This window comes from Streptomyces sp. NPDC101776 (assembly GCF_044766845.1).
GTDB lineage: Bacteria > Actinomycetota > Actinomycetes > Streptomycetales > Streptomycetaceae > Streptomyces.
In genome coordinates, this window is the sequence record NZ_JBIWMV010000033.1 from 49,588 (window position 1) to 66,452 (window position 16,865).

General features: G+C 67.3%; 17 protein-coding genes and 1 pseudogene. 13 read left to right on the forward strand and 5 right to left on the reverse strand.

The annotated features are described in order from the left end of the window. The first annotated feature begins 1 nt into the window (after position 1). Both ACIRRY_RS48760 and ACIRRY_RS48765 read left to right on the forward strand, forming a co-directional pair. Positions 2-592, forward strand: coding sequence for a peroxiredoxin family protein (locus ACIRRY_RS48760; protein WP_403986589.1), 591 nt, complete (start codon positions 2-4; stop codon positions 590-592). Positions 593-885: 293 nt separating this feature from the next. After that, entirely contained in the window at positions 886-1,170 is a 285-nt protein-coding gene (locus ACIRRY_RS48765) for a MarR family transcriptional regulator (RefSeq protein WP_403986592.1), read from the forward strand. Here ACIRRY_RS48765 and mug read toward each other — a convergent pair. Beyond that, a complete protein-coding gene (gene mug, locus ACIRRY_RS48770; protein ID WP_403986643.1) occupies positions 1,155-1,727 on the reverse strand; it encodes a G/U mismatch-specific DNA glycosylase in 573 nt (190 codons plus the stop codon). The genes ACIRRY_RS48765 and mug overlap by 16 nt on opposite strands. Before the next feature lie 50 nt (positions 1,728-1,777). Beyond that, entirely contained in the window at positions 1,778-2,893 is a 1,116-nt protein-coding gene (locus ACIRRY_RS48775) for a hypothetical protein (RefSeq protein ID WP_403986595.1), read from the reverse strand. 210 nt (positions 2,894-3,103) lie between these two features. Here ACIRRY_RS48775 and ACIRRY_RS48780 point away from each other — a divergent pair, with 210 nt between their 5' ends. After that, positions 3,104-4,015 (forward strand): RHS repeat-associated core domain-containing protein, encoded by a 912-nt coding sequence (locus ACIRRY_RS48780; protein ID WP_403986598.1) that lies wholly within the window; start codon positions 3,104-3,106, stop codon positions 4,013-4,015. Between the two features lie 104 nt (positions 4,016-4,119). After that, on the forward strand, positions 4,120-4,539 hold the full coding sequence (locus ACIRRY_RS48785) for a hypothetical protein (RefSeq protein WP_403986601.1): 420 nt from the start codon (positions 4,120-4,122) through the stop codon (positions 4,537-4,539). A 678-nt stretch (positions 4,540-5,217) separates the two neighbouring features. On the opposite strand, the pseudogene ACIRRY_RS48790 reads toward ACIRRY_RS48785, so the two are convergent. Continuing rightward, positions 5,218-5,411 (reverse strand): annotated as a pseudogene (locus tag ACIRRY_RS48790) (hypothetical protein); the annotation flags it as partial. Positions 5,412-5,700: 289 nt separating this feature from the next. Between ACIRRY_RS48790 and ACIRRY_RS48795 the strand changes: the two are divergent. The 6 genes from ACIRRY_RS48795 (at position 5,701) to ACIRRY_RS48820 (ending at position 12,102) form a co-directional block, all read left to right on the forward strand. Then, positions 5,701-6,297 (forward strand): hypothetical protein, encoded by a 597-nt coding sequence (locus tag ACIRRY_RS48795; RefSeq protein WP_403986604.1) that lies wholly within the window; start codon positions 5,701-5,703, stop codon positions 6,295-6,297. Positions 6,298-6,341: 44 nt separating this feature from the next. Next, positions 6,342-7,223 carry a class 1 isoprenoid biosynthesis enzyme gene (locus tag ACIRRY_RS48800; protein WP_403986607.1) on the forward strand — a complete coding sequence of 294 codons (882 nt, stop codon included), beginning with the start codon at positions 6,342-6,344 and terminating at the stop codon, positions 7,221-7,223. 14 nt (positions 7,224-7,237) lie between these two features. Next, positions 7,238-9,487: a PEP/pyruvate-binding domain-containing protein gene (locus tag ACIRRY_RS48805; protein ID WP_403986610.1), complete on the forward strand. Its 2,250-nt coding sequence runs from the start codon at positions 7,238-7,240 to the stop codon at positions 9,485-9,487. A 72-nt stretch (positions 9,488-9,559) separates the two neighbouring features. After that, positions 9,560-10,396, forward strand: a complete 837-nt coding sequence (locus tag ACIRRY_RS48810; protein WP_403986613.1) for a UbiA family prenyltransferase — start codon at positions 9,560-9,562, stop codon at positions 10,394-10,396. A gap of 18 nt (positions 10,397-10,414) precedes the next feature. After that, a complete protein-coding gene (locus tag ACIRRY_RS48815) occupies positions 10,415-11,047 on the forward strand; it encodes a glycerol-3-phosphate acyltransferase (RefSeq protein ID WP_403986616.1) in 633 nt (210 codons plus the stop codon). After that, on the forward strand, positions 11,044-12,102 hold the full coding sequence (locus ACIRRY_RS48820; protein WP_403986619.1) for a polyprenyl synthetase family protein: 1,059 nt from the start codon (positions 11,044-11,046) through the stop codon (positions 12,100-12,102). The genes ACIRRY_RS48815 and ACIRRY_RS48820 overlap by 4 nt, the downstream gene beginning before the upstream one ends. Here ACIRRY_RS48820 and ACIRRY_RS48825 read toward each other — a convergent pair. Continuing rightward, positions 12,054-12,716: a glycerol-3-phosphate acyltransferase gene (locus ACIRRY_RS48825; protein WP_150956080.1), complete on the reverse strand. Its 663-nt coding sequence runs from the start codon at positions 12,714-12,716 to the stop codon at positions 12,054-12,056. The genes ACIRRY_RS48820 and ACIRRY_RS48825 overlap by 49 nt on opposite strands. A gap of 441 nt (positions 12,717-13,157) precedes the next feature. Here ACIRRY_RS48825 and ACIRRY_RS48830 point away from each other — a divergent pair, with 441 nt between their 5' ends. Together ACIRRY_RS48830 and ACIRRY_RS48835 are read left to right on the forward strand one after the other, a co-directional pair. Continuing rightward, the gene (locus ACIRRY_RS48830) at positions 13,158-14,000 is read left to right on the forward strand and encodes an IS701 family transposase (RefSeq protein ID WP_403986622.1); all 843 of its coding nucleotides are present in this window, start codon (positions 13,158-13,160) and stop codon (positions 13,998-14,000) included. Next, positions 13,967-14,368, forward strand: a complete 402-nt coding sequence (locus tag ACIRRY_RS48835; protein WP_403986625.1) for a hypothetical protein — start codon at positions 13,967-13,969, stop codon at positions 14,366-14,368. Before ACIRRY_RS48830 ends, ACIRRY_RS48835 begins: the two co-directional genes overlap by 34 nt. Positions 14,369-14,770: 402 nt before the next feature. Here the strand turns inward: ACIRRY_RS48835 and ACIRRY_RS48840 are convergent, their stop codons facing one another. Then, the gene (locus ACIRRY_RS48840; protein WP_403986628.1) at positions 14,771-15,895 is read right to left on the reverse strand and encodes an FAD-dependent oxidoreductase; all 1,125 of its coding nucleotides are present in this window, start codon (positions 15,893-15,895) and stop codon (positions 14,771-14,773) included. A gap of 94 nt (positions 15,896-15,989) precedes the next feature. Here ACIRRY_RS48840 and ACIRRY_RS48845 point away from each other — a divergent pair, with 94 nt between their 5' ends. Continuing rightward, entirely contained in the window at positions 15,990-16,715 is a 726-nt protein-coding gene (locus tag ACIRRY_RS48845) for a TetR/AcrR family transcriptional regulator (protein WP_403986631.1), read from the forward strand. The last annotated feature ends 150 nt before the right edge of the window (positions 16,716-16,865 follow it).

A 16,865-nucleotide genomic window follows, 5' to 3' on the forward strand; every position in this document is an offset into this window, starting at 1 on the left:
CATGCGTTCCGACATCGTTCCGGGCGGTGTCTTCCCGGACTTCGCACTGCCCGATCACACAGGCACGGTCCGCAAGCTCAGCGAGCTCCAGGGCCGTGACCCGCTGGTCCTCACGCTGGCGCGTGGGCACTACTGCCCGAAGGAGCACCAGCAGCACCTGGAGCTGGCCGAGGTGCTCCAGCCTAAAGCGGCGGTGGCCTACACACAGATGGCGACCATCTCCACCGACGAACACCACACGCTGCAGGAGTTCCGCCTGTCGGTAAAGGCGCAGTGGACCTTCCTGTCCGACCCGGGCCGGATCGTCCAACGGGAGCTGGACATCCAGGAGTACACCGACCCCGAGCACGACCCGATGATCCCGCACACACTGGTCCTGAAGCCGGGGCTGGTCGTGCACAGCGTCTACAACGGCTACTGGTTCTGGGGGCGTCCGTCGGCCTACGACCTGTGGCGTGACCTGCGCGAGGCGACCAGGGAGACCCGGTCGGACTGGGACCTCGCGAGACCTGGCCTGCGCGAGGCGTGGGATTCCGGCGACCACTCGTCCTTCCACGGGTGGGACAGGCAAGCCGCCGAACCGACGGCGTAGGTGCGCCTACGGCACTCGTGCGCGGTGACCGCGGAGAAAGCGCGCAGGGCGACGGCGATCCCGGCCGGCCGCCGCCGGGACAGCGGTGTGTCGCCCGGCGGAAGAGCTGCCGGCCGGGCGCCTCCGTGTCCTGATCCGAGGCCGTCGTGTCCGCCAGGGCCGCCATCGGCGTCGCACCGGACCTGGTTGCAGCAGTCATGAGCGCCCTTGGTCCGTCGGACACCACGCGACAGTCTCCGTTCGTCCTGCGGAGCCTCGGGCTCCTGCACGGAGAGTTGCGGATGCTCCACGGTATGTCGCTCCACGAGTACCTCGTTCTCGGCGCCGTGGCCGGAGCCGGGGGGCGGGCCGTGCCCGTGGCCGAGCTGACAGCGTCCCTCAAGGAATCGGGCAGCCGTATGACCTTCGTGCTCAAGGGTCTGCAGGCGACCGGACTGATCGAACGCGATCGCCGTGCGGGAGACCGCAGGACGATCGAGGTCACCCTGACCGACGCGGGACGCGTCCGGCTCGCCGAGGCGGAGGGAACCGCGCGCACATGGCTGCGCCGCCATGGCGACCTTCACTCAAACCGCTGAGCGAACGGGCCGTCGCCGATCAGGCCCGAACGATCGGGCAGGCCGGTGGCGACCCGTAGCCCGGCGAACTCCACGGCGAGCTCCGACGGCGGATAGTGCGCGTTGAGACCACTGGGGTTCGGCAGGACCCATACGCGTGCTCCGCCGATGACCGCGGACTGCCGACCCACGCTCGCGTCGACCGCGCCGAACGCGGCGCGGTACCCGGTGACGCCCAGGAAGGCGAGCCATGCCGGGCTCAGGGCTTCCATGCGCCGGACGAGGTCCGAACCCCCCTGGCGATACTCGTCGGCCGTGAGCTCCGAGGCCCGAGCCGTGGGCCGCCGGACGATGCTCGTGATACCCAGGCCCAGGCCGAGCAGGTCGCGTTCCTGCTCGGGCCGGAACCGGTGCGGTGTGAAACCCGAGCGGTGGAGGGCCGGCCACATCCTGTTGCCCGGCGTCGAGAAGCTGTGGCCCCGAACCGCTGATGCCAGACCTGGATTGATCCCGACGAAGACGACGTCCAGGTGCTCGGCGAGGACGTCGTCCAGGGTCGGGTACGTATCGCTGTCGATGACCGCTCCACAATTGGTCGAAACACAGGTCCCGTCCGGCGGACGGGAGTTCAGCGGAAGGCGGTCGCCACCAGCGCCCCCTGCTCGGCGGTGTGCCGGTGGGCGGAACCCACTGCCGGCGCCGATGCCGGCGGCCGGCTGACGCATGCGACGGGCCGGCCCGCCAGGCGCTGCAGGTACGGCGCCACGAACAGCCAGGGCCCCTGGTTCTCCGCCTCCTCCTGCACCCACCGCACTTCGGCGTCAGTGGGGAAACGAGCGAGCTCCTTGCCGAGTTCGCGCTCCGGGAACGGGTGGAGGAGCTCCGCGCGGATGATGGCCGTGTCGGTGGCGTCCTGGGCGCGCCGGTAGGCGTCTAGGTCGTAGAAGATCTTGCCCGAGCACACCATGACGTGCCTGATCCGGTCGGCGTCGGCTGTCTCCTGCGGCAGGATCGGGCTGAAGCCGTGCGTCGTGAGGTCCGCCAGTGTGGACGTGGCCGATTTCAGGCGCAGCATCGACTTCGGGGTGAAGACGACCAGAGGTCTCCTGCCCTCGCGCGCACCGAGCGCCTGCTTCCTGAGCAGATGGAAGTAGTTGGCGGGCACAGAAGGCATGGCGGCACTCATGTTCCCCTGTGCGCAGAGCTGGAGGAACCGTTCGATCCTGGCCGAGGAGTGGTCCGGGCCCTGGCCCTCCAGACCGTGCGGCAGCAGCAGCGTCAGCCCGCAGAGCTGCCCCCATTTCTGCTCCGCCGACGCGATGTACTCGTCGATGACGGTCTGGGCCTCGTCCGCGAAATCGCCGAACTGCGCCTCCCACAGCACCAGTGCGTCGGGCCGGGCGAGGGCGTAGCCGTACTCGAAACCGAGTGCCGCGAGCTCGGACAGAGAGGAGTCGTGGGGTGCGAACTGTGCCTGTGCGCCGAGCGAGTTCAGCGGTGTGTGCTCCCTACCGGTGTTCCGGTCGATGAGCACGGTGTGCCGTTGCCCGAACGCGCCGCGGCGCGAGTCCTGCCCCGTCAGACGGACCGGAACCCCGTCGAGGAGCAGGGAGCCGAAGGCGAGGGTCTCCGCCGTGGCCCAGTCGATGGTGCCGCTGTCGAGCGCCGTGGCCCGTCTGTCCAGCTGCGGCAGCACACGGGGGTGCACGGTGAAGCCGGGTGGCAGGTCGGTCTGGGTGGCCATGACGCGGCGGGCCGCCGCCTCGGAGATCGCGGTGGCGGCTTCGCGGCCACCCGCTCCACCGGCGTCACCCGGTGCCTGCGCGGCAGACCGGCCGGGCGGGACGCGGGTCTCGGCGAAGGCGCGCTCAAGGCCCCCCGGAAGTCCTGCAGTGCGCCCTCCACCTGCCGTGCGCTCACGTCGCCCCGGCGGAGCAGCGCATCCGCGTACAGCGTGCGCACCGAAACCAGCAGCAGCGGCACCTGGACCCAGACCGGATCCAAGACCAGCCACTACGGCGCCGACGGCGACAGCCCCGACTGGATCCAGGAGACCAGCTCCACGATCAGCCGCAACGTCCAGGACATCGGCGGAGACCTCGGCGCTGTCACCAGCGCCACCGGCGACACCGTCCTGCAACTCGCGGATATCCACGGCGATGTCACCGTGGAACTCCCCCTGGACACCAGCCAGACCCTGACCGCACTCGCCTACGACGAGTACGGCACCCCCCAGGGCGACACCACCGCCACCCGCTACGGCTGGCTCGGTGAAAAGCAGCGCTCCAGCGAAACGGTCACCGGCGTCACCCTCATGGGCGTGCGCTTCTACGCCCCCGCCACCGGACGCTTCCTGTCCATCGACCCCGTACCCGGCGGCTCGGCCAACGCCTACGAGTACTGCGGCGGCGACCCGATCAACCGCTACGACCTCGACGGCAGGTTCTGGGGCTTCCACGTCAGCGTCGGCGCGAAGCTCGCCTGGCACTACGGAAAGCGCTTCTACCGGGCCGCCAACCGGTGGAACAACCGCCAGCAGGCCCGCATCGTCGGCTTCGGCCTCGCGTACGTCGGGTCCCGCTACCTCGGCTACCGATGCCGGTACCGCTACGGTATGCACGTGTGCACCGGCGGCTACGGTCTCCACGCCCGCGGCGGAACCACACTCGCTACGACGTACTTCACCTGGAACAACAGCTACTACACATCCAAAGCCCGGATCCGGCACGAAAATAAACACAAAAAGCAGTGGATGAAGTACGGATGGCGCTTCGCCTACATGTACCTCAGAGCTGGTGGCGTAGCGTGCCGCAACAAGTGGGAGCGCCGCGCTGGATACGCGGACGGCGGCTACCCATGCCCTTGAGTCAACCCCGGAAAGTACCCGTGTGGCCCTTCGCCGTGGGGGGCTCGGTACTCGTACTGGCCGTCCTCGCGGCCGCGGGCACCTGGGTGTACGGCGTCTACAGCATGTCCGACCCGGCCACGACAATCCTGACCGGAATGCGGATCGACGACTCCCGCATCTCGGTCAAGATGCCCACCTGCCCAACGGACAAGGTGGGAACGGTCGAGGTGTACAACAGCGACTCCGAAAAGCTGCTCTGGCGGGCAAGCGGCCCGAAGACCGCAGAAGGAAGGCAGGGTGCGGTCACCTTGTGGATGGCGGACGATTTCCTGAAGGCGAGTTCAGGGACACAGCCCAGGATCTTGCCGGCCAACCTCGACATCTCCGTCACGTTCGCCGGAGCCGATGACGGCACCGGGGATGTGCTCAACATCCGCGAGGTCAAAGCAGCCCACATACCCGACGGCCAGTACTGGACCCGCGACGGTGCCAGAACCGCCGCGCAGATCGATGCACAGCTCACATGCCACAGCGACGGATGAGGAGGACCTTGTAGGCAACAACTGTCGGGCGGAACAGCACCTCTGATCCGCTCGAACCGAGAGGGTGCCGTGCCATGGTGCGGCACCCTCTGTCGGTCGCGGCTGACCTTCACGATGGCGGATCTCCGAGAAATTGACATCGCGGTGAGACGGCTCTCTGCTGACATTCCGTGAGACACCGCGCGAAGTCGCAAGTCACAAAAGCGCCGTAAGACATGGACGATGATTCCCTACAGACATTTTGTAGGTTCCGCGCTTCGCTGTCTAATTCCGGGCCACCATGTCTAGCGGATGCCCAATTGGACAAGTCGCGTGGAAGCGCTGGTCAGGGCGTTCAATCTTTCGGGTTACCTCATAGTCGTCGTTGAGACAGCGGTCATGGCCAGGAATCACTGTGGTCGTGGCGGTTGATGGGCGAGGTCCGTATGGATGCGCGTCGTGATTGCCGGAGCGGAAGCACGGATCGAGTGCCACCTGCGGCAGGACGGCCTAGTACTACAGCCTCACTTCCTGGGCAGTCGATCGCATACGATCGGAAGCGGTCACTGCCTTGGAGCGCGGCAGGGAGCGGCGGCCTGCGGGGCACATCTGACCCCTTCCAGACACGGTCGCCGAGCGGGAAACGATCAGGTTCTATCACGAACTCGAAGATCTGCGGCTGCAGTACCAGGCCGACAGCAGGATTGACTCGCCTACCAGAACGGCCAGCTGTGTGTCGTCCGTTGCCTCACCCGGCTCCCAGCGCCGCCTCCATCTCGCACACCGACTCCTGGCACAGGGAGTCGGGCAGAGAACACACCCTGTGGCCCGAAAAGGCAGGCTCGCAATCGCTCGGATCCGAAGCAATGCACCCAGGTCACGCATGGCTCCAGGCTTCCGCACCGCGGGTCGCCGGCGGCGTCCGGTACTGGCTGGCGTGGGTACGGCGGCGCATATCGCAGTGATGCCCCGCGACATTGCATAGAACGAATCTTCGAGTCGTTCAACCTATTGACCGCGGTGGGCGATGGGCGGGACCCTTCTTATCCGTGAGGGGGATCGGGGGGGGCTGCAAGCATGCCCGAGAGGGTTATTCGGTACGTAGAGTCACCGGAGTATGCGAAAGACCTGCGTGCTGTCCGCAAAATCTGGGCGGCCCCGAGGATGCTGGGTGGCGCAGGCATGTTCATCTTCACCACCTATGCGACCCTTCCCTTGCTTTCCCGTGTGGGATCGGTCGATGGGCATGGGGAAGCCCTGATGTTACGCAGGATCGTCGACGGTGGGCGGGAAAAGGAATTCTTGGTGGGTCTCCTGGGTATCAGTGACGAGACCGTACCGGACGGCGGCATAGCGAATCCCATGGTTCGCCGACTGCTCACCGATCTCGGCGAGCTTCACCGAGATCTGCACGGCATGCGCGGCGATTATGTCGACTTTTTCGCCGGTATCATCGCCCTGTCATGTCTGCGGACCGGAAGTGCCTTGAAGCTGGTTCTCGACGTCGACGACTGCCGCCGCTACTGGCGGTATATGCGTCATTCCCTGACGCTCTTCGGGGCCGAACTCGGTGACCGAGAGAAGGTTTCGGCAGCGTGTGAGCACTTCGTCGCCCAGCACGCCGGAGCCGATCGCCGGACGAGGGCTTACCTGACCCAACTGTTCGCCACCCATCCGGAGCACATGGCGACCTGCTCGCATGCGCTGTTCCCCGAGAGCAGACGGGTCGTCGTCAGTACCATGTCGCCACACGTGCCTGCGCATTGGGCGATCCCATGACCGCGCTACCGCGGACTGGCGGTCGCGCGCGTACCGCACTCCGGTTGCTTCCCGTCTACGGGCGGCACTTGCTGTTCCGCCCCTACCGGACGGATCTGCCCCCCGCGGCAGGTGGCCGGGGCCGGGAGATCGCCGCCTACGACCTCTTCCTCAACCTTCTGCTGTCGGGCTTCGCCGAGTTCACTGGACGGCCGGTGCGGCGAGGAACGGCACAACTGCTCATCCTGGTCAACAGGATCGCATTCCTGATGGATGACGAATTCGAGCGCCGGATCGGGAGGGAATCCGTTCACTTCGACGATCTGGCCACGGCTGCGAACGTCGAACGTGCTATTGCGGACCTGCGGGCGTACTTGGGCTGCACCTGCGACCCTTCCCGGTGCGACCTGATCCGGCAGGCACTGCGTCAGACCGTCGACACGGAGTACCGGCGCTACGCGACGTCGATCGAGAACCGGCGGGCCGCTCCATCGGTGGACGATCTTCTGGAGGACGCTGACGTGGACTGCGGTGCCGTGATGAGGCAACTCGCCGAGATCACGGGCCTGTTCCAGGGTGTCGACGCTCCGAAGGCCGCTTTGGACGACTTCTGTGCGCTCGGCCTTGCCTGCAGGTTTGCCGACGATCTGAGGGACTGGCAGAAGGACAGCGAGACAGGCGCTGGAAACATTCTCCTCTCCACCCTTGCCCGGCACCCGAATGAGGCTCGACGACTCACGGACGCACAGAAGTCGAGGACCCGGATGAACGAGGAACAATGGTGTCGGCTGTGTCCCACGGCGTTCGCCGAGTTCACGCGTCTTTACGAGGAGCACTACGCGCGCATTCGCTCGAAAACCCTGCGCATCGCCGCCGACTTGATGATGGAGCCGGGCCGCAGCGGTCATCGTGCCACGGCCGATGGTGTGACGGCTGCTCGGGCTTAGAGGGGGAATTCCGCATGGACAGACCGTCGGACGCGCCACCGACGACCGTGGCACTCACCGACGACCGGGCAACCGACACCCGGGTGAGCGGGCGCAAGGCGGCGACGCTGGCACAGTTGCTGAGGTCGGGTTTTCCCTGCGCCGACGGCATGGTGATTCCGGCTTGGATCCACCAGCACTTCCAGGAGCGTGGCAAGACCGGTTCGGACGACGGTGAAACGTCGGCACATCTTGAACGCGCCCTGGACGAGATCACGGACGTTCATCACTCGGACCTGCTCGCCGTCCGCTCCTCCAGCACCGTGGAGGACACGAACGAGGCGTCCTGCGCCGGCCACTTCACGAGTGTGCTGGACGTCAGGGGAGCCACCGCCCTGCGAGCCGCCGTACTGAAGTGCTGGGGGTCCGCGGAGAACGTGGCTCTGCCTCAGCGCGAGAGAGTCACCGAAGCACCGCTAATGGCCGTCCTGGTGCAACGCATGCTTGAACCCGACGCCGCCGGCGCCGCGTTCGCCACCGACCCGAAGGATGGTGACACCACGGCCGTGTCCGTTTCCGCTGTGCGAGGCCGCGCGGACCGGCTGATGCAGGGCGAGACGGCCGCTGACGAGTGGACGGTGACGGTCTCTGCCGCCACCTGTGTGCGTAACTCATACGACGCGATCACGCCCGACCAGGCGGTCGCGATCGCCGAGCTGACCCGGCAGGTCTCCGCCCACCTGTCCTGCCGCGCCGAGGTCGAGTGGGCCCTCCTGGACGGCAGGATCACGCTGTTGCAGGCTCGGCCGACAGCCGGCGGCGACGAACACTCGGTCGCCTGGCCGGCGCCCCCGCGCGGCGAGTGGCGGCGGGACATCCGCCTCGGCGAATGGCTGCCCGAACCGGTGACCCCGCTGTTCGCCACATGGTTTCTGCCCACGGTGGATCTACGATTCCGGCGAGCGCAGTGGCAACGCAGTGGTGTCCTGGTGCCGAAGCCGTCGTACCGGCTCCTCCATGGCTGGTACTACCACTCGCCGCTGGGCGACCGCCGCTCCTCAGCGCTCCTCGAGGGGATGCTCGCGCATCCCGGCTTCGCCTGCGCCATGCTGGTCAGCAGACACCGGCCGTCGATCACGAACCGGATCGTCGTCGCGAAACAGACGGCCGCCCTGGAGAACCACAGGCTGAGCTGTCGTGCACTGCTGGGCACGGTGACGGCAGGCTTCGCCGCGATGTCCGAGCGTGTCGTGGTCGACTTCGTCAACCGTGTGATCGCGCTCGTGGGAGACTGCCTCTGGCCGATGTTCCTGGTGGGCGGCACGGCCTGGCGGGCGGAGGAGGCGCTGGCCAGCTACTACGAGAAGGCGATCCTCCCTGAGCTGGACGAGCCGTATCACGGGTTGCTGGTCGACCGGGAGCAGACCGAAGCCGTCGCCCCGCACGCGGTGTCAACCCTCGACTGGTACCGACCGACCCTGGGCGAGGTCGCTGACGGCTCTGGCCCGCAGCCACGGCCCGTGGTGTCCGACGACGATGACGACAGGCTCAAGGAGTTGTGCCTCGCGGTCCTCTCTCGGCGCAGGACGGACCCGGCAAGGTTCAACCGCCTGCTCACCCTTGCCCGGGACACGGCGCGCCTGCGGCGGCGGTACACGGGAAACCTGACCGAACCGTGGCCGGCTCTGCGCCAGGCGCTCCTACGGCTGGGCACCGTGCTCAAGGAGAGGGGCGTGATCGACTGCCCGGAGCACGTGCACTTCCTGACCTATCAGGAACTGAGGACGGCACTGTCCCACGGCTCTCCCGCCCGCAGGCAGGAGCTGATCGCCCACCGGACCTCAACCTGGGCACGACAACGGGCTCTTCGGCCGCCTCTGAGTCTCGGTACCGCGGCGTACCTGCTGCCGCTGCTGCTAGGCCGTCCGGTCGTGGAGACGGACGGACGGATTTCTCCTGACGTGCTCGAGGGGATCGGTGTGAGCCCCGGAAGGGCAACCGGCAGGGCCCGGCTCGTCGATCACCCGGCGGGAGCGGAAGTGGCGGCCGGTGACATCCTCGTCGTCCGCTCCCTCGTCCCCGCACTGGCTCCACTGGTCGCACGAGCCGGAGCCGTCGCCGCCGACGTGGGGAGTGTGGCCGCACACATGTCGGTCATCGCACGCGAGTACGGCGTACCCGCCGTTGTCGCACTGCACTCGGTGACGCAGGCCGTTCAGGACGGCGATGTCATCACCGTGGACGGCACGACGGGCCGTGTCCATCGACGCGGACCCGTCCGATAGGGCAGCGGGCGAGGAGACGGTATTCCATCCATGGTGCACAGAGCTTCACACAGCGGAACGGGACAGCGGATCGTGGCCGCCTGCAGCATCGTACGGCCGATCACCTGCGCGCTGGCCGCACTGTCCGCGGCGTGCGGCGGCTACATCGCGGCGGACTCGCCGGGCGTGGGCCGGGGCCGCGGGGTCCTCGCCATGGTGTGCATGGCCGGGGTGATGGGTGTCGCGAACGCGGTCAACGACATCGCCGACCTGCCCGCCGACAGGATCGGCAAGCCCTGGCGGCCGATCGCCTCGGGGCGGGTTGATGTCCGTACCGCCCGGCTCGTGGTACTGGCATTGGTGGTGCTCACACTGACGATCGCCGCTGCGCTGGGCCCGGCCGAGACACTCTTCGCCTCTGCGCTCCTGTCCCTGGCCTTCGCTTATTCCTACCGGCTGAAGGACACCATCCTGGTCGGCAACCTCGTCGTCGCCGTCGTCAGTTGCGGCACTCTTCTGTTCGGCGCCCTGGTCTGCGGCGGAATGCCGCTGAGATCGTGGGTCGCCGCAGGGACCGTCCTGCTGTTCGTGGTCGGCTACGAGATCGTCAAGACGCTGCAGGACCGCGACGCCGACAGCAAAGTCGGCCTGCGCACGCTCGCCACCGTGTTCGAGCCCGGTACTAGCGTCGCCGCCTACATCGCCGTGGCCGCAGTTCTGTGTGCCGCCGCTTGCGGCATGGGCGCCCCGGTCAGCTCGGAGCCGTCACTGTTCCTCGTCTGCGTCGCTCCCTTCCTGATCGCGCCAGTGTGCTCGTGCGCCTACATCCTCTGGTCCTGGCCGGACCGGGACAGGTCGACGGCACGATCACTGCTCATCCTTCGACTGGCCTGGTTTCCAGGCCTGTTCTCCCTGACCCTGTTGAAATGAGATGGTGATAGATACCAGATGAATACGAGTCACATCGCACTGGTGACGGGCTATGTCGTCCTGAGCTACTTCATCGGCTGCATCTCGACCAGCTACTACGTGACGAAGACGCGCACCGGAAAGGACATCCGCGACCTCGGCAGCGGCAACGCCGGCGCGCAGAACGTGGGAAAGGTGTTCGGCCGCCCATGGTTCGTGGCCATCCTGTTGCTGGACATGCTGAAGGGCTACCTCGTCGTCCTCGGCGGTGTCCACATGGGACTGGGGGATGGCGTCGTCACCCTGGCGATCGTCGCCGTAGTCTCCGGGCACATCTGGCCGGCACAGATGGGGTTCAGGGGAGGAATGGGCATCGCCACCTCGCTGGGGGCCGTGCTGGCGTTCCACTGGCTCGTCATGGTCGGCATCGTGGGGATCTTCGCGGTCACCTACTTTCCGCAGGTGTGTAGCGGGCGCATCGTGGCACGCAAGGCGGCCGCCAGGAGCGCGGTCGCCGCGATCAACCTGACCGCTCTGTCCATGGTGCTGATGAAACAGCCGTTGATGAGCTGGCTCTCACTGATCATCCTCGGCTTCGTCCACTACGCGGCCTACCGCTCACGGCTGGCCAGGGGCTGGCCTCATCCAGCCAGAGACAAGGCGGCCGCATGAGTACCGGACTGCACATCCACTTCGCCGACCAGCTGCGCGGAATCGACGACCGCATGCGGGCCGGCTTCGAGGTCTGGCCCTGGGGGCACCGAGACCGGATGCGCGTTCTGGTGGAACGGCAACTGGCCCGGAAAGGAAAGCGACTTCGCTCGTTGTTCGCCTTGCTCTGCGGCGAACTTCTGGGCGGTACGCCGGAGAAGGCACAGCCGCTCGCGGCGGCCGTCGAGCTGTACCACGCCGCGTCGCTGGTGCTCGACGACGTCCAGGACAACGCCGTATTTCGTGACCGCGACCAGGCCGTGCACGTCAGCGAGAACGTCAGCAATGCGATCAACCTGGCATGCATCGTACGGTCGTTCTCGCACTATCCCCTCCACGGCAGCGATCTCACCCTGGAGGAGAAGGACGGAGTGCGGCGCCGACTGGACACGATGGCGACGCTGGTGCCTCTCGGGCAGAGCATGGACATCGGCTGGCACCAGGGCTGGTACGACTTCAGGTCCGTACCCTACGAGGAGCTGATCCGTCTGAAGACCGGCGCACCCTTCGCCTGTGTCGCAGCCGGCGCCGCCGTAACCAGCGGCAAGGACAGCGGAACGCACGCTGGGATGGAACGACTCGGCTACCGCGTCGGCATGCTGTACCAACTGGTCGACGACTACAACGACATGTTCCTGCACGACCAGGCCGCCGTACCGAGCGACCTGCAGGAGGGGAAGTTCACCAGACCTGTCGCGATCCTGATCGGACTGCTGTGCGCGGACGGCCGAGAGGGCGTCGCCGAACGCGTGGCGTCCCGGTTGAGGAAGCCCGACGGCGACGGTCCGCAGTGGATCCTGGACCTCATGACCGCCTGTTCCGTCGCCGCCCGCCTCGAGGAGGAGATCCAGGACAGCGCAGCCGACATCGAACGGGACGTCGCGGCCCTGTCGTCCGGCGGCCTTGACGCAACCGGCCGCATGACGGAGTTCGTCCGCTCGCTCGCCGCGATGGTGGCCGAGCGGCCTCAACCGGTGCCCGCGGAGTCCCTGTCGTACAGGAGGCGTTCCACGTAGCGAGCCACGGGCAGGTCCGCGTGGACCTCCAGTTCGTTGCCGAGGATCCTCTTGGCCCAGATGGGTACCAGGACGGCCGCGACCGAGGGCAGGGCCGAACGGCGCTTCCGCGAGACCAAGGCGACCGAAAGCAGCAGGAGCTGGGAGGCAAAGGATCCCAGCCCGGTCTCCCGGCAGGCGTACCCGAGACCGGGACCACTGAGGATCACCACGGCCCCCTTCCAGTCGGTGCACAGCAACGCTCCGATGGCCGGCGTGATGCCGCGGCCCCCCGCTCCCTGAAGGAAGGGCGACCAGTTGTGCCCGGCGACGACGAGAGCCGCGTGCAGGGCCGGCGAGCGCCGGCCACGCCCGGCCAGCCTGATGGCGACGTAACCCTTGGCAACGTCCAGCGCCGACACGATCAGAAACGGTGCCAAACCCGCAGCCCGATATGCCCCGGTCGCCGACACGGATTCCGGATGGACTGCGCGAAGGTCGACCCCTGAGGCGCATTTCGCCACGAGGTGCGCGGACGGCAACGCGCCGATGAGGAACGAACACCCCACTCGCCACAGGCCCTCACCGATCCCCGCGACTCGCGTCGGGCCCCCGAAGACGACGGTGTCAGCCACTCACAACTCCCCAAACCCGGTCTCCTCTGGCGCAGGGTAGCCTTTACCGGGATCACAACGGGCATGCGCGTCCCGGTCGGGCCTCGGGACTGGCGGAGTCGTGTACCAAACTGTCGCGTATTCCCCGCCTCGCCTTGGATTCCTGTGACTGTCTGTGACTGCTGCGTCCCTTGGCGATGGGGAATTCACCACGCTCGGATGCGCGACTCTCTCCGGAGCGGCGGGCCGCGCAGTCTCATCGGCCCATTACCCGATTCGCCGACCCTTCACCCGACGAGGCGTGTTGAATGGCGTGGCTGAAGGTCCGTTACTCAACTGGCCATAGGAGCTTGTAGTCAGCCTCAGATCTTGTGACTGGTGATCGGTGCTGATCGTTGTCCAGTCATGCTGATGGATGTGAGTGCGGAGCACGTTGAGGGCTGGGCAGAGGAACTGGCTGTCTTGACGGGCGGGTTGGGGCATCTGTTCGCCCGGCCGGAGCCGCGGGAGGTTTTCGCCGATCTTGTCGAGGGGTTGCTGTCGGACCTGGGCCGGAAGAACGGCTGGACGATGGCCGGTCGGGCCGGGCATGCCACCCCTCACCGGATCCAGAAGTTCCTTGGTGAGGCCTCCTGGAGTGCGGACGCGCTGCTGGCCGAGGTGCAGGCTTATGTGGCACGGGAGTTGGGAGACCGGGGCGCGACGCTGGTGCTGGACGACACCCAGGTGGTCAAGAAGGGGGACCAGTCCGTCCGGGTCGCCTACCAGCACTGTGGGACGACCGGAGACGTCCGCAACTGCCAGGTCATGGTGATGCTCACCTACGCCGCCGCGAGCGGCCACACCTTCTACGACCGGCGCCTGTACCTGCCGGAGTCCTGGACGAGTGATCGTGAGCGGTGCCGGGCGGCCGGGGTGCCCGACGAGGTCGTCTTCGCTACCAAGGCGCGGCTGGGCATCGCCATGCTGGCCGGTGCGGTGGCCGGCGGGCTGCCGTTTTCCGGGGTGGCCGCGGACGCGGACTACGGCAAGGACCCCACCCTCAGGTCTTGGCTGCACGATCAGCAGATCCGCTATGTGCTCGCGGTGCCGGTCACCCTGCCGGTTCATGGCCCGCCGGGCGAGCCGCGCCTGCCGAAGGTCGCGGCGGCCGGTGATCTGCTGCACTACGCCACGTGCGCGGGCAGTGGGAGTGCCGCAGCCAGGGCGAGGGCTCCAAGGGGCAGCGCAGCTATGGCTGGGCCTGGTTCAATATCGCCCTGCCCGGACAGATGCCGGCCGACGGCTTTGCCCACTGGCTGCTGATCCGCCGCAGCACCCAGAAGAAGCAACTGGCCGGCGGCCGCGTGGACTTCGAGTACGCGTACTTCCTCGTCCACGCCCCCGCCACCGACCCGGTCACCGAGGCGATCGTGAAGGCCGGAGTCCGCTGGAAGATCGAGGAGAACAACGAGCTTGCCAAGCAGATCACCGGGCTGGGCCAGTACCAGGTCCGCCGCTGGATCTCATGGCACCGACACGTGACCTGCGCGATGCTCCCCCTGGCCTTCCTGACCGTCCAGCGCGCCCGCCACCCCGCCCCGGAACCAGAACCCGAGGACGAGCCCACCCGTCCGGACCCGGCAGTCGAGGGAAAAGCGCAGGAGACGGCGGGAAGGAGCACGTTCCGCTGATCCGGCTGACCGTCCCGGCCCTCGTCTGTCTGCTCGCGGCCACCGCTCTGACCGCCCACCACAGCGACGACTACCACCTCAAGCAGCATCACTGGCGAGCCCTGCACCAGACCCGGGCCACCGTCAGCCACTACAAACGGCGTGGCGACCCTTTGCCCGCCCGCCTCCGTCCCTGGCGACAACCCGAGCAGAACCGATCACAACATCAAGATCTGAGGCTGTAGTACTAGGCGGCGAACGAGTCACCGAGCGCTGAGCAAGGACAACAGCGCCACCGTGCGCCGCCAACGGCCGAACGATCTTGTCGCTGGCCTCCAGTAGTCAACCGCGTCGTCAGCTGGCGGGGATCAGTATGTCCACGAGCGGGCGGGTCCGGTTGATCGCACAGGGTGGCCTTCGACCTCAGGACAGTTTCGCTTCGGGGGCGAAGGCGGGCAGCTTCTCGAGACTGCTGCGCACGGCCTCGGCGCCGTACTCGAACATCTGCCGCTCGTAGTCGTCGACTACGCTGAGCAGATCCTGGCGGCCTTCGCCTGCCTCAATCAGGCAGCGGCGCAACAGGTCGGCGTCGCGCAGTGCGGTGTTCGCGCCGTTGCCGCCGGTCGGGGAGGTGGCGTGGATCGCGTCGCCGAGCAGCGTGACCGGGCCGGACGCCCAGCGCTCACCGGGCTTGACCACCCGGATGGACAGCAGGGTGCTGTTGTCCGGGTCGGCCTGCTCGATCAGCGTGCGCAGCTGCGGGTGCCATCCGTCCATCCTGGACAGCACGGTGTCCTGCGCGGTCAGGTTCTCCAGTGAGCCGTTCGGCGGCAGGATCATGGCCCAGCGCACGTAGTCGCCGATGTCGGGCAGCGTGACTTCGGGGGCCAGTTGCTCGGCGGCCTGCTTCGGCGGGGTACGGAAGCGCATCGCGCCGAGCAGCAGGCTGACGCCGTCGCCCGCGATCTTCGAGCCGTATGCCTTGGACAGGCCGGCGAACTCGTCGGTCAGCGGGGTGCGGCCGATGACGAACCGGACGCCGGTGTCGGCCGGGGTGGTCTGCGGCGACAGCACCCCGCGGACCGCGGAGGTGACGCCGTCCGCGCCGACGAGCAGGTCGGCGGTGGCCGGGTCGCGGCGGGCGAACCGGGCTTGGACCTTGCCGTCGGCCAGCACGTCGTAGCCGGTCAGCGCGGCATCGGTGTGCACGGTGAGGCCCGTCAGCAACAGGTGTCGCAGCACCTGCCGGTCGACCACGATGCCGGTCCGGCCCGCGCCGAGCCTGCCGATCTCGTTCAACTGCGGGTCCAGGACCAGCTGCTCGGCGGAGGCGTCCATCACGATCTCGTCCAGCAGCGGGTGCCAGCGCATCGGCAGGCAGTCGCGCACCGCCTGGAAACCGATCGGGTCCAGCACGAGCCGGTAGCCCTGGAACCGGGCGACGATCCCCGGGTCGCGCTCGAACACGTCGACGTCGATCCCGGCACCGCGCAGACCCTGCGCGAGGGCCAGACCTCCAAGACCGGCTCCGACAACGGAAACTCGCATCACATACCTCCAAGACATCGATACGAACTTAGTTCGTTTGACGATCAAAGTTCTACTTAACGAACTTAGATCGTGTCAAGTTATAATGGTCGGCATGTCCGCCGATCCTCGCCCACGCCGCGCAGCTCGCCACGCCCAACCCGCGGCGGAGGTCGCCGCGTCGGCACCACGTAAGAAGCCGATCACCATCGAACGGATCACCGACGCCGCCCTGGAAGTCGTCGCCACCGAGGGGTACGACGCGCTGACCATCCGCCGGGTCGCCGCCGTGCTCAGCACCGGTCCGTCGTCGCTGTACGCGCACATCGTCAACAAGGACGACATCGACGATCTACTGATCGGCAGGCTCTACGCCGAGGTCACGCTCCCCGAACCGGACCCGGCCGCCTGGCGCGAGCAGCTGCTCGCGGTGTACACACAGATCCGCGACCTGTACCTGAAATACCCCGGAGTCTCGCGCGCCGCGCTGGCCATGGTGCCGACCAACCTGGAAACGCTGCGGGTCGGCGAAGGAATCCTGGCGATCCTGCTCGCGGGCGGCATCGAACCGAGGACGGCCGGATGGGCCCGCGACGCGCTGTCCCTCTACGTCAGCGCCTACGCCCTGGAGCAGTCTCTGGTCCGGCAACGGCGCCGGCACCAGGATCACGAATGGGTGCTCAGCCACGAGGAGTTGCTGGACCGCTTCACCGCACTGCCCGCCGAGAAGTTCCCGCACACTCGACGCCATGCCGCCGAGCTGATCTCCGGCACCGGACACGACCGCTTCGAGTTCGCCCTCGGCCTGCTCATGAACAATCTGCGGCCCACATCCGGTTGACCCGCCGCGTGCGGTGGCCACATGGCGCCGAGACGATCACAAGTCGCATCATGGGGTGAAGCTCCCCCTTTGACCTGGACAGCTTGATACTGGGACGGATGGTCCCGGAGGAAGCAGTCATAGGTAGTGAGTAGCAAGAGCAACATGAGT

Excerpts from the sequence above, each read along its gene's own strand:
- ACIRRY_RS48760 (WP_403986589.1), top strand. The coding sequence starts at position 2 with ATGCGTTCCGACATCGTTCCGGGCGGTGTCTTCCCGGACTTCGCACTG.
- ACIRRY_RS48765 (WP_403986592.1), top strand. The coding sequence starts at position 886 with ATGTCGCTCCACGAGTACCTCGTTCTCGGCGCCGTGGCCGGAGCCGGG.
- ACIRRY_RS48775 (WP_403986595.1), bottom strand. The coding sequence starts at position 2,893 with ATGGCCACCCAGACCGACCTGCCACCCGGCTTCACCGTGCACCCCCGT.
- ACIRRY_RS48785 (WP_403986601.1), top strand. The coding sequence starts at position 4,120 with ATGTCCGACCCGGCCACGACAATCCTGACCGGAATGCGGATCGACGAC.
- ACIRRY_RS48795 (WP_403986604.1), top strand. The coding sequence starts at position 5,701 with ATGTTCATCTTCACCACCTATGCGACCCTTCCCTTGCTTTCCCGTGTG.
- ACIRRY_RS48805 (WP_403986610.1), top strand. The coding sequence starts at position 7,238 with ATGGACAGACCGTCGGACGCGCCACCGACGACCGTGGCACTCACCGAC.
- ACIRRY_RS48815 (WP_403986616.1), top strand. The coding sequence starts at position 10,415 with ATGAATACGAGTCACATCGCACTGGTGACGGGCTATGTCGTCCTGAGC.
- ACIRRY_RS48820 (WP_403986619.1), top strand. The coding sequence starts at position 11,044 with ATGAGTACCGGACTGCACATCCACTTCGCCGACCAGCTGCGCGGAATC.
- ACIRRY_RS48835 (WP_403986625.1), top strand. The coding sequence starts at position 13,967 with ATGCCGGCCGACGGCTTTGCCCACTGGCTGCTGATCCGCCGCAGCACC.
- ACIRRY_RS48840 (WP_403986628.1), bottom strand. The coding sequence starts at position 15,895 with ATGCGAGTTTCCGTTGTCGGAGCCGGTCTTGGAGGTCTGGCCCTCGCG.
- ACIRRY_RS48845 (WP_403986631.1), top strand. The coding sequence starts at position 15,990 with ATGTCCGCCGATCCTCGCCCACGCCGCGCAGCTCGCCACGCCCAACCC.